Consider the following 12,359-nt stretch of genomic DNA (forward strand, 5'->3'; position numbering starts at 1 on the left):
CAGCGTGTGCGTTCAATGCGTTTAACGTCGATACGTTTAGTCGGGTTTAAATCGTTCGTCGATCCGGTCACCGTTCCTTTCGACGGCAATATGACCGCTATCGTCGGGCCAAACGGCTGCGGTAAATCGAATATTATCGATGCCGTACGCTGGGTCATGGGGGAATCGTCGGCCAAAACCCTGCGCGGCGAGTCCATGGCCGACGTCATCTTTAACGGCTCGACGGGTCGTAAGCCGGTAGGCCAAGCCTCTATCGAGCTTAAGTTTGATAACCGCGATGGTGCTATGGGCGGCGTTTACGCCCAATATGCCGAAATTGCGGTGAAGCGGCTGGTGACCCGTGACGGTCAGTCCAATTACTTTTTTAATGGCCAAAAGTGCCGCCGTCGGGATATCGCCGACCTGTTTATGGGCACCGGGTTAGGCCCGCGTTCCTACGCAATTATCGGCCAGGGAATGATTTCGCGGCTGATCGAAGCCCGTCCGGACGACCTGCGCGCCACCTTGGAAGAAGCCGCTGGCATTTCCAAGTACAAAGAGCGCCGGCGCGAAACCGAAAACCGCATGCGCCGTACCCAGGAAAACCTAGAGCGGCTTGACGACATCCGCGAAGAACTGGATAAGCAGCTTGAGCGGCTACAGCGCCAGGCCGAGGCCGCCAAACGCTACCAAGCGTTAAAACAGCAGGAATTTCAGCTCAAAGGCGAACTAGCGCTGCTCAGGGGAAGAGCCCTGCGGGCGGAGCAAACTCACCAAGAGAGCCGTGTGCGTGAGCTGGAAATCGCCGTGGAAAAAGACGTGTTTGGCGTTCGCCAGTGTGAAACGCGTTTAGAGCAGGCCCGTGAACAACACGACGAACTGGCCGGCGTACTTGACCGCCATCAACAGCAGTTTTTTGATACCACCACGCGCATTGCCCGCCTGGAACAGGATCAAGCCCATCGCCGCAGTCGAGAGAGCCAACTGGCCAATGACATAGCGGCGGCACGCCGCGATCTCGACGAACAGCGCCGGGTGAGTGAGGGCGACCAGCAACGCTTAGCCACCATTGAGGAGCGTCTTGACGAATTGCTGCCCGAGCATGAAGCGCTTGAAGAGCAGTTGGAAACCCTGGAACAAACGCTAGCCGATGCCAGCCCTGCCCTGGAAGCCGCTGAACAGCAGTGGGCCGATGCCGATAATCGCTGGCGCGATGCCAGCCGCGAAGCCGAGCGCAGCCAGGATCAGCTACGCGATTTAGAGCAGCGCATTGCCCGCCTACAAGCCGAGCGTCAGCGCCGCCGTCAACAGCGCGGCGATCTCGCCGACCTGACCGCATTACGTGGCGAGCACGAAGAGTGTCAGGCGCAACGAGAAGAAGCTGAACAGCGCGCCGAGGCGTTCCAAACCGAGCGTGACCAATGGCAGCAACGCTACAGCGATGCCAAAGCCGCCTACCAGCAGGCCACCCAAACCCGCGACCAACAGCGTGCCGACCTTAGCCAACGCCAAGGCGAGCTTGCCTCGCTGCAGGCGTTGATCGACGCTGCGCTTGCCGATCACGATCCTCATTTGAGCGCGACCCTAGACGCCCACGGCTTAGCCGATGCGCCGCGGCTGGGTGAAGCCATCAGCGTTGCGCCGGGGTGGGAGCGTGTCATTTCTTGGCTGCTTGCCCCTTGGCTTAATGCCCGCATGGTCTCCGCCGATCAATTAACGGCGCTACCTGAAGCGCTGGCCACCGATTGGTGTTTGATTGACCAAGCATCGCCGCCGTCTTCCTCCGGGCAGCGCCTGGATACACTGGTCAGCGGTGCTGGTGCATTGGGTGAATGGTTGGCGAGTATTCACTACGTTGAGGAAGGCGCTGATGCCGACGCCTTGTTGGACACGCTTGCGCCCGGTGAAAGCGTGGTCAGCCGTGACGGCGTTTGGCGGGGGCGTGGCTGGCTGCATCAGCAGGCCAACGGGGAAGGCGTGGATGCGCTATTGGTTACCCGGCGTCGCTACGACGAACTGGCCGCCAGCCGAGAGCAAGAAGAACACGCGCTGGCGCTGGCCGAAGAGGAGTGCGAAGCCGCCAGCGAGACGATTGAGGCACTGGAGCGCGCTCGTGAACAGCAGGCAGAAGAAGAACGTGCCCATGCGGCCAATCTTCAGCAACTGGCGATAAAAGAGCAAAGCCTGGCTCAGCGCCTGGAGCACTTGGAAAACCGGGCCACTGAGTTAGATGAAGAGCTCAACCAGCTACGGGAAGATGAAGAAGAGTTAGCGCTTACTCTTGAAGAGCAGCGTGCCCGCTGGCATAGCGCTATGGAGCAGCTTGAAATAGCCGCCGAGGCCCGCGACGCCAGCGCCGAGCAGCGCAGCGGCCAGCGGGAGCAGCGCGAACGTCTTAACCAACAGCATGCACCGCTCAAAGCCAGCCAGCAGGCCTTGGCGCTAGAGCGTGAGCGGCTCAGCGCTGAACAAGATAGCCTGCGCTCGCAGCAGGCCCGCAGCAGCGATAGTGAAGAGCGTCTCGCACAACGGATCGAGGAGTTAGAAGCCTCTCGTGAAACGTTATTAGAGCCTGACGAGTTAGCCGCCGAAGAGCTTGAAGAGTTGTTGTATCAGCGCGAACAGCAGGAACAACGCTTAAACGACACCCGTCAACAAACTCAAGCGTTGGTTGATCAGCTACGTAACGACGAACTGACCCGTCAGCAGCACGAGCGCAACTTGGAACACAGCCGCGAGCAACTTCAGCAGCGGCGTATGGATGCTCAAGCGCTGGCCTTAAAAGCCGCCACTCAGGACGAGCAACTGGCCGAATTAGGCCACGATGTCGAGACGCTAACCGAACAACTGGCAAGCGATGCCAGTGAAACCGACTGGCAGGAACGTTTAGAAAACACCTCAGACAAAATCCGCCGTTTAGGGGCCATTAACTTGGCGGCGATTGAAGAGTATGACCAGCAAGCAGAGCGACGTGACTATCTTGAAGCCCAGCATGCGGAGCTAAGCGAAGCGCTGGAAACTCTGGAGCGTGCCATCAAGCGTATCGACCAAGAAACCCGTGTACGTTTCCGGGATACCTTCGATCAAGTGAATAGCGGGCTGCAAACATTATTCCCGCGGGTATTCGGTGGGGGGACGGCTTGGCTAACACTCACCGGCGATGACCTGTTAGAAACCGGTGTGGCCATCATGGCGCGTCCACCGGGTAAAAAGAATACGACGATTCATTTATTATCCGGCGGAGAAAAAGCACTCACTGCACTCTCATTGGTATTTGCTATTTTCCAGTTAAATCCCGCGCCTTTCTGTATGCTGGATGAAGTTGATGCGCCGTTAGACGATGCCAATGTGGGGCGCTATGCCAAACTGGTTAAAGAGATGTCAGACAACGTTCAGTTCATCTATATTACCCACAATAAAATTGCCATGGAGGCCGCCGAGCGGCTTATGGGGGTTACCATGCAAGAGCCAGGGGTATCGCGAATGGTCTCTGTCGGCATCGAAGAGGCTTCTGCATTGGTGGATTAACCTGCGCACCCGTTAACCTTGTTAACGGGCTATCGCTTATTAATTGACGCTCATGAGTTAAAAAAAGTGTCTCAAACCACTAAACTTATCTATATTACTTGGCAACGCGTGTTTTTGAACCCTTATTAGTGTATGAAGTCGCAATACGTATCGCCTGTGCTCGGCACTCAGGGTATGATTTAAAGCCCAGAGCTTGCATGCCTGACAAGGGTTTCAAACGTAAAGGATGTTGCTATCGGGTAGGGTAGTTAGTTATTAACAAGGCAACTGGGCACTTTTAGCTCGTTTTATAGTCGAATTTTTGCCTTAAATAACCTTAAAAAATGTGCGATAACGTGAAAATTAGCAAAAAGTGGCCCTTTTCGTAGTAATCGCGCTATGCTTAGGGTAAGTATAGGTTTAATAGTAGTGAGCTAATTTTCAGGCATCGCGCCTTAGCAACCGTCAAGATGACCCATGGAATGTTCAACATGGAATTAAGAGAGTGGCTAATCATTTTAGGGCTGGCGTTGGTATCCCTCATCGTTATTGATGGGGTGAGGCGACTCCAGCGTCAGCGTCGTGTACCGCGCCTTGACCAAGCTGTCAGCGACACGACGACCAGTCGATCGACAGAGTTCGATGATGCGGCTAAAGAGGCCGAAGTAAACTGGGAGCTTCCCAATGGGGGAGCGCGTGTTGTTAAACCCGCCGATCCTAACGGTGTTACTCAGAAGCCAAAGTTAAAACGCCGAGAGCATCCTGGGCCGTCGAAGATATTGTCGGAATTTAAACGCCGTACCGGTTCGACAAGTTCGTCATCCCCTCCGCGCAATGAACGCGATGAAGATGTTACCGCCCCACGCACCGCCGAAACCGCGGCAACGATGCGTACTCAGCGCCCCGAGGTGGAAATGCCTGCACCAGAGGCAGAGAAATATAAGCACGAGCCGTCGATGTCCTTCACAAGCGATACGGTGACTGAGGCAACACGGCCCGATAGCCCCGCCGCTGAGCCAAAGGCTCAAGCTCAAGACAATGAGCCTGATGTTGAGCCGGTTATATCGGCCTCGTCGTCCGCCCAAAAAGCGCATGCTCAAGAAGACGAAAACGACACGCCGGTATTACGCGCTGAACCTGAAGACGCGGCGTTTGCCAAGCAAGCTACCTCAGACGGGGCGCCCAAGCGCCGTCAACTGCGCAGCGATATTGCCGGCGAATACCCCGATGATGACGAAGAAGAATATCGTCTGGTGGACTTTGAAGGCATCGGTCGTTCGCTGAAGCAGCGCATGATCGCCCACCGCAAAGCACGCGCGCTCAAGAAAGCCGAGAAAGCCCGCCGTGCTGAAGCGTTGGCACTACAGAAAGCTGAACGGCAGGCGCTGGAAGCCGAACAACGCCGCGAGGCCAAAGAAGCCGCTGACGCTGAAAAAGCCCGCATTGCCCAAGAGCAGGCGCAGGCTCGCGAACTGGCCGCTCAAGCCGCCGAGGAAGAGCGTCTCGCCCAAGCGTCTGAAAAAGCTCAATATGCCGCTGATGAAGACGTTGACTTCGCAAGCCCGCAAGCCACTTTGCGCGATGAGCCTGACGCCTCAGAAGGGGTTGTACGTACTCACCCTGCACTAGAAAAAGCATTGCGACACGATGTTTGCGGCGAACACGCCAAAGAAACCTTAACCAACGCGGAAGAAGTCGTGGTGATCAGCGTACTATCCCGCGACCCAGAAGGTTTCGACGGCACCAAACTATTAGACCTGATGATGGCTTGCGGCCTACGCTACAGCCGCCCCATGGGCGTTTTTCATCGCTTCGAAACAGAAAGTGACGACAGCGAGCTGCAGTTCTCCATGGTCAATGTGGTCAAGCCCGGCACCTTCCCCATCGAAGAAATGGATGAGTTCGTCACGCCGGGTATCACGCTGTTGATGCCGCTCCCCGGCGCGCACGACAGCTCGGCAGCGTTTGAAGCCATGGTGGAAACCGCCATGGTGGTGGTGCGCCATATGGGCGGCGAGTTGAAAGATGAGAACCATAGCGTGATGACCGCACAAACCATCGAATTCGCGCGCCAACGCGTCCACGAATTCGAGCGTCGGCATCGGCTGCACCGCCATATGCAAGCCCACTAAAATAGCGCTTGTCAGTCAGCACCCGTCCTCTTGCAGAGGGCGGGTGTTTTTTATTGAATAATACCGTTAACTTGTATTCCCGCTATTAGTCTGTCGACGAGAACCTGCTTCAATGAGTCAGCCTGACCCCCATCTGCTGGAAGAGATCAGCCAGCTACGCGCCGCGCTTAATGACGCCAACTACCGCTATTATGTGCTGGACGAACCCACGCTGACCGATGCGGACTACGACCGTAAACTGCAACGCTTGAAGCAGTTGGAAGCTGAAAACCCCTCGTTAATCTCACCGGATTCGCCTACCCAGCGAGTGGGGGCAGCGCCCGCTGACGGCTTTCCTGAGGTGGCTCACGCCATTCCGATGCTCTCGTTGGATAACGCCTTCAGCCGCGACGATATCCATGCGTTCGCCGAACGGGTTGCCGAGCGTTTGGAATGCCAGGCCGACGACGTCGAGTTCAGCTGCGAGCCCAAGCTCGATGGTGCTGCGGTGTCGCTGGTTTACGAGCAGGGCGTACTGGCCATCGGCGCGACGCGCGGAGATGGCCGCACCGGCGAAGGCATTACCTCTAACTTACGCACGCTGCGCTCGGTGCCTTTGAAGCTAATGGGCAACAACGTGCCCGACCTTTTAGAGGTGCGCGGCGAGGTGATTATGCGTCACCAAGGCTTTGAATCCCTCAACCAGCGGGCACGTGACGAAGGCCTGAAAGGCTTCGCCAACCCACGCAACGCCGCTGCCGGTAGCCTTCGCCAGCTAGACCCGCGCATTACCGCCACCCGGCCGTTGGAGTTTCATGCCTATCAGGCGGCGCGGCTTGAGCCAGATCAGGGTGATACCAGCCACAGCGCCTTAATGGCGCGGCTTGCCACCCTGGGTTTTCGTACCAGCGCCGAGCTCGCCACCATGAGTGGCCCACAGGCCGTGGCCGATTACTGCGACCAACTGGGCGAGAAACGCGATCAACTGGGTTACGACATCGATGGTGTCGTGATCAAAGTTAACGACCTACGCCATCAGCGGGAGCTGGGGTTTGTCGCCCGTGCCCCGCGCTGGGCAGTAGCGTTTAAGTTTCCCGCCCAGGAAGAAGTTACCACCCTCAACGAGGTCGAGTTTCAGGTGGGTCGTACCGGCGCGATTACCCCTGTGGCAAGGCTTGAGCCGGTGACGGTGGCGGGTGTCACGGTGTCGAACGCCACCCTGCATAATGCCGATGAGATTAAACGCCTGGGCGTGATGATCGGCGATACGGTGGCCATACGCCGGGCCGGTGATGTGATCCCTCAGGTAGTGCGTGTGGATACCGAGAAACGTCCCGCTGACGCCCGAGAGATTACTTTTCCGGATCACTGCCCGGTGTGCGGCTCGGAGATCGAACGTTTAGCCGACGAAGCCGTCGCCCGCTGTTCAGGGGGGCTTTATTGTGCCGCTCAACGTAAAGAGGCGCTGAAACATTTTGCCAGCCGTAAAGCGCTGGACGTTGATGGCCTGGGCGAAAAGCTTATCGAGCAGCTTGTCGACCTGGACTGGGTAAAAACCCCCGCCGACCTCTTTCACCTGAGCGTTGAGCAGCTTAAAAGCCTGCCGCGCATGGGGGAAAAATCAGCCACCAATCTGGTTAACGCCCTGGAAAAGGCTAAGACCACGACCCTGGCGCGGTTTATCTACGCCCTGGGGATTCGCGAGGTGGGCGAGGCCACCGCGGCAAACCTCGCCAGTCACTTTGGCACACTGCAAGCGTTACAAGAGGCCGACCAAGCGGCGCTGGAAGCGGTTAACGATGTCGGCCCGATTGTGGCCGCCCATATCGATATGTTTTTTAACCAGCCGCACAACCAAGAGACCATCCAAGCGCTACTTGAGGCCGGAATAACCTGGCAAGAGCGCGAGGTGATCCAGGGCCCAACGCCGCTTGATGGTCAAACCTGGGTGCTGACCGGCACGCTTGAGACCATGACCCGTGACGAAGGCAAAGCCCGTTTGCAGGCCTTGGGCGCTAAAGTAGCCGGTAGCGTGTCGAAAAAAACCACCTGCCTGGTCGCGGGCGAGGCGGCCGGCAGCAAACTTACCAAAGCCGAGCAACTGGGCGTTGAAGTGGTTGATGAAACCGGCTTTATTGAACGCCTGGCTGCCTGGGAGCAACGCGAATGAGCCGATTTATCGAAGTGCCGGCGCGCATGTTGCCGCCGGAAACCCTCGATGCCCTGCTGGAAGCCTTTGTCACCCGCCAGGGCTACGACACCACGGATACCACGGGCGAGGGCATGCACGGCTGGGTCGCGGAGCTTAAAAAGCAGCTTGAGCGCAATGAGCTGATCATCGCCCACGACCTTGAGCTGGAAATGACCGAAGTCATGACCCTCGCCCAGTGGCGGTCTTTTGGGCGGGATATCGCCGACGATGAAGAAGAAGGCGATATTTAGCGACTGGTTAGCTGTTCTCACCCCGAATAATCGCGCTGATAATCCGCCGCCCTGGGTGTAGATGATCGACCAACGGTCGCTCCAGGGGGAGCGGGTCGTCGCATATCCGCGAGGCAATTACCTCGGCGCACAGTGGCGCGCTGGAAAGCCCTCGGGAGCCATGAGCGGTGGATATCCACAGGCCTGGGTAATGTTCGCCGATTGTGTCGGGTACTTTAGAAGCGTCTTTGCTTAACGCTCGATAAGCTTCACGCCACGCCTGAGCCACCGGTACCGGTCCCGCATAGGGGCTTTTATCGGGGCTAGCGGCGCGCACGGCGGCGCGACCCGCTAGCGTTTTCGCCTCTAATACTACCCCCGCGTTTTCAAGGGCGGCCACCCAGTCGGGCAGCGCTTGGCGCAGTTCGTCAATATTGCGCTGATGATCCTCGGTGGTTACGTGGTTGGTGGCGTTATTGGGCACAAAGCTGGCGCCAAAGGTCAGTACGCCATCAACGGGTGGTGACACATAGCCTCCCGCGCACACTACACGCTGCGGCGCTTGTAGGCCGTCCGGTAGCGTCACTTCACTGACCTGTCCGCGAACCTGTTGTAATGGTAACTCGTCGGTTTGCGCAAACTGGTTGGCCAGTTGTGCGTTGGCGATCACTACCTGATCGGCGCTTACGGCCCCGCCATTGGCTAAATCAAGCTGCCAGCTCTGTTCCTCGCGGTGCAGTTGGGTTACTTCGCCCTGGCAAACGCTAATCGCTGGGTGTGCTAACAAGGCGTCGCACAGTGCTTTGGGTCGTACCCAACCCGCCTGGGGATAAAAAAGCCCATGGCTAGCCTCAATGGGCACACCTGCCAGTTCGCTTAACGTCGCTGTTTGGGCGGAGACCACCGCCTCCGGCAGCGGGTGATGCGCCACAAAACGCTGCTGGCGCCGGGCTTCTTTATCGCTTAGCGCCAACTGGACAACCCCACAGGGCTGCCACAAGGGCGTCTCCGTGGCCAACTGGCTGAGCCAACGCTGGCTGTACATTAGGCCGGCTAAATAAAAGCGGCTTTGGTGGTTGGTCTCGGCCGCGAGTTTGACGTATAGCGCGCCCTGACGATTCCCCGAGCCGCCTGCACCGGGCGCCTCACGTTCGATGACGCTGACCTGAATGCCGCGTTTTGCCAAGGCCGCCGCCACGCTGGCACCGGCGATGCCTGCGCCAATCACCGCCACATGCTTATTGTTGAGGCTCGGTGGCGGAGTAAACCAGGGGGTGGCATGTCGGCGAGTGTCGCTGGGCGGCGTGGTGATATGGCCCGCCAGCATTTCCCGCTTGCGGCCAAACCCCGGCACCTTTTGCCAGGTAAACCCGGCGGCTTTTAAACCGCGCTTGACGATACCCGCGCAGGTAAAGGTGGCAAAGGTAGCACCGGGGCGCGAGCGGGCGGCCATGGCCTCAAACAGCGCAGGCTGCCACATATCCGGGTTTTTGGAAGGCGCAAAGCCGTCTAAAAACCACGCGTCCACCTGACCGTCGAGCTGAGCCAAGCGCTCGGCGGTGTCGCCAAAATGCAGGTCCAGTGTCACACGTTCGCTCAAGTGCAAGCGGTGAATACCGCTGACCGCCTCCGGCCACTGATCGCAAAGCACCTGTGCATAAGTGGAAAGTGTCGGCCAAGCGCTCAATGCGCGGGCTAGCGATACACGGTCGAGAGGAAACTTCTCGGTGGATAACAAATGCAGTCGCGCGTTGGCAGGGGCATGCTTGGCAAAACTCGCCCAAGCGCAGAGCATGTTCAGCCCGGTGCCAAAGCCTGTTTCACCGATCACAAAGGCACGCCGTTGCTGCCATGCGGCAAAGCGTTCAGGCAAATGGTTAGCCGCTACAAAGACGTGTTCGGTTTCAGCGCGGCCGTCTTCCCGGGAAAAATAAACGTCATCGAAGGCCTCTGAGTGGGGAGCCGCGTCGTTCCAGGAAAGTAACGGCGAGGTTAGCGCCGCAAGCGGCGGCAGCGGAGAATGGGGTTGCGTCACGCGGTGATCCGTGTTGGCGAAAAGTGGTTAAAAAATGACCAATTTGTGAATTGAGGCGTTATCTCTGGCTTAGCGAAATGCGTCCGCCGTGTTTTCACAGAGTTTTCCACAGGCTCTGTGAAAAAGCCGACGGACCCTCCATATTCACATACTCAGGTCAAGGCAAAACTTTCTTGAACGGTTTGACTGTGACCTGGGCGTAGGCGCCGGCAATCACGTAAGGGTCGGCGTCGGCCCAGCGTTTGGCCTCTTCGAGGCTCTCAAACTCGGCAATCACCAAGCTGCCGCTAAAGCCGGCATCGCCGGGGTTCTCAGCATCAATCGACGGGTGAGGGCCTGCCAGTACTAAGCGGCCTTCGTCGCGCAGGGCTTCCAAGCGGGCTAGGTGGTCGGGCCGGGCGGCCAAACGGCGCTCCAGGCTGTTGGCGATATCTTCACTGATGATGGCATACAGCATGTACATAACTCCTTGAATGAAAACGGGCCACGAAAGCGGGCCGCCGGGTTGGCTCAATTGACCACGCGCGCAGAAGCGCGCACCATATCGGCTTATAAAGCCTCCTTATTCTGACAAACTCGCCACACGGCGTCATTATGCCCCGACTTCCTTATACTTTTGAGACTGATCAGCGTTACCCCGTTGACCTGCACATGCATTCGACGGCGTCCGACGGTGCTTTGACGCCAACCGAGCTCGTTAAGCTGTGCGCAGAGCGTGGACTTACCCACATGGCGCTGACCGATCACGATACCATGGATGGCGTTGCTGAAGCGGGCCGCGCGGCAGCAGCAGCGGGCATTTGCTTGTTACCCGGCTGCGAGTTATCCACCCGCTGGCAGGGCATTAATATTCACATGGTGGCGTTGATGCCGGGCGACCTCACAGGCCCGTTGGTGGATGGCTTAACCCACCAGCGCGAAGCGCGCATCAAACGCGCCGAAGTGATTGCCGAGCGGCTTGAAAAAGCCGGCCTGCCCGACGCGTTAGCCAAAGCCCGTGAACAGGCGGGCAGCGACCGCCCACTGGGGCGACCGGATTTCGCCCGGGCACTGGTGGCCGATGGCATGGTGGCCGACTGGGCTGGAGCGTTTAAACGCTATTTGGGCAGCGGCAAAAAAGGCGATGTAAAAGCCCACTGGCCGGAAATCAGCGATGCGGTGGGCTGGGTGGTGGCCTCGGGCGGCGTTGCGGTGCTGGCCCACCCACTGCGTCACGGGCTCACCCGGCGCAAACGCGGCCTGTTGATGGATACGTTTCAGGCCGCCGGCGGGCAGGCGGTCGAGCTGGTCAGCGGTCAGCAAAATCCGGATAGCACCCGCGATCTGGCCCGCCAGCTGGTGGAGCGCGAGCTATATGCCTCGATGGGCAGCGACTTTCATTTTCCCGGCAGCCACGCCGCCCCCGGCAGCATGAGTTTGATACCGCGCACCGCCGCGCCGCCTATTTGGCAGCATCCCCGATTACGCCACCTGCACGACGCCCCCGCTGGGCCACTGGCTGCTGCGTAAGCTATGGTAGGCGGTATTAACCACTAACGCGCCCACAGGAAGGAGCACGCTATGAGCCAATATTTCCAAATTCACCCCGAAAACCCGCAAAAACGTCTTATCGACCAAGCGATCGAGATTATTCGTAAAGGCGGCGTGGTGGCGTACCCCACCGATTCGGGCTATGCATTGGGCTGCCACCTGGGTGAGAAAAAAGCCGTCGAGAAAATTAAGTGGCTGCGCTCGCTGGACGACAAGCACAACTTTACCCTGGTGTGTTCAGACCTTTCCCAGATCGGCACCTACGCCAAAGTCGACAACGACGTGTTTCGGCTGTTGAAGGCCCACACGCCCGGTGCTTACACCTTTATTCTGGAAGCGACCACGGAAGTGCCGCGCCTGCTGCTGCACCCCAAGCGTCGCTCCATCGGTGTGCGCGTGCCGGATCATCGCATTACCCACGCGTTACTGGCAGCATTAGGCGAGCCACTGATGAGCGTGACACTCATCCCGGCAGACGACGACCTGCCGATGAGCGACGCCGAGGACATCCGCGAGCGGTTTGGCGCACACCTGGATCTGATCATTGATGGCGGTGCCTGCCACCTAGACCCCACCAGCGTCATCGACCTGCGCGAGTTACCGCCGAAAATCGTCCGCGAAGGGCGTGGGGATATCTCGCCCTTTACCGTTTAAGCGGTTGTACACCTGACCGCTCTTCCTGACGTCTCTTGAATCGAGCCCCCATGCCATTTGCTGGGGGCTATTTTTGCCGATCGCTGAGGCCAGAGATGCCGCATAAAGCGATTTGTGTCTTT

8 protein-coding genes are annotated in these 12,359 nt (G+C 58.3%); 6 read left to right on the top strand and 2 right to left on the bottom strand.

Features of this window, described 5'->3' with window-relative positions; translation table 11 throughout:
- The first annotated feature begins 15 nt into the window (after nt 1-15).
- The 4 genes from smc to BLR97_RS09610 all read left to right on the top strand — a co-directional run bounded on the left by smc (nt 16) and on the right by BLR97_RS09610 (nt 8,039).
- Complete coding sequence (smc, locus tag BLR97_RS09595; RefSeq protein WP_089705542.1) at nt 16-3,507, top strand: chromosome segregation protein SMC; 3,492 nt, start codon at nt 16-18, stop codon at nt 3,505-3,507.
- Nucleotides 3,508-3,977: 470 nt separating this feature from the next.
- Nucleotides 3,978-5,618, top strand: a complete 1,641-nt coding sequence (gene zipA / locus BLR97_RS09600) for a cell division protein ZipA (RefSeq protein ID WP_089705545.1) — start codon at nt 3,978-3,980, stop codon at nt 5,616-5,618.
- A 112-nt stretch (nt 5,619-5,730) separates the two neighbouring features.
- Nucleotides 5,731-7,767, top strand: a complete 2,037-nt coding sequence (gene ligA, locus BLR97_RS09605) for an NAD-dependent DNA ligase LigA (RefSeq protein WP_089705547.1) — start codon at nt 5,731-5,733, stop codon at nt 7,765-7,767.
- Nucleotides 7,764-8,039 carry a YheU family protein gene (locus tag BLR97_RS09610; protein ID WP_089705549.1) on the top strand — a complete coding sequence of 92 codons (276 nt, stop codon included), beginning with the start codon at nt 7,764-7,766 and terminating at the stop codon, nt 8,037-8,039. Before ligA ends, BLR97_RS09610 begins: the two co-directional genes overlap by 4 nt.
- Before the next feature lie 7 nt (nt 8,040-8,046).
- Here the strand turns inward: BLR97_RS09610 and mnmC are convergent, their stop codons facing one another.
- Nucleotides 8,047-10,053 carry a bifunctional tRNA (5-methylaminomethyl-2-thiouridine)(34)-methyltransferase MnmC2/FAD-dependent 5-carboxymethylaminomethyl-2-thiouridine(34) oxidoreductase MnmC1 gene (gene mnmC, locus BLR97_RS09615; RefSeq protein ID WP_089705552.1) on the bottom strand — a complete coding sequence of 669 codons (2,007 nt, stop codon included), beginning with the start codon at nt 10,051-10,053 and terminating at the stop codon, nt 8,047-8,049.
- Between the two features lie 157 nt (nt 10,054-10,210).
- A complete protein-coding gene (locus tag BLR97_RS09620) occupies nt 10,211-10,510 on the bottom strand; it encodes a YciI family protein (protein WP_089705556.1) in 300 nt (99 codons plus the stop codon).
- Nucleotides 10,511-10,647: 137 nt separating this feature from the next.
- On the opposite strand from BLR97_RS09620, the gene BLR97_RS09625 reads away from it, so the two are divergent.
- Together BLR97_RS09625 and BLR97_RS09630 are read left to right on the top strand one after the other, a co-directional pair.
- Nucleotides 10,648-11,562, top strand: a complete 915-nt coding sequence (locus BLR97_RS09625) for a PHP domain-containing protein (protein ID WP_089705559.1) — start codon at nt 10,648-10,650, stop codon at nt 11,560-11,562.
- Nucleotides 11,563-11,613: 51 nt separating this feature from the next.
- Nucleotides 11,614-12,237, top strand: coding sequence for an L-threonylcarbamoyladenylate synthase (locus tag BLR97_RS09630; protein WP_089705562.1), 624 nt, complete (start codon nt 11,614-11,616; stop codon nt 12,235-12,237).
- The last annotated feature ends 122 nt before the right edge of the window (nt 12,238-12,359 follow it).

Origin of the sequence: Vreelandella arcis (assembly GCF_900103865.1) — a bacterium.
GTDB lineage: Bacteria > Pseudomonadota > Gammaproteobacteria > Pseudomonadales > Halomonadaceae > Vreelandella > Vreelandella arcis.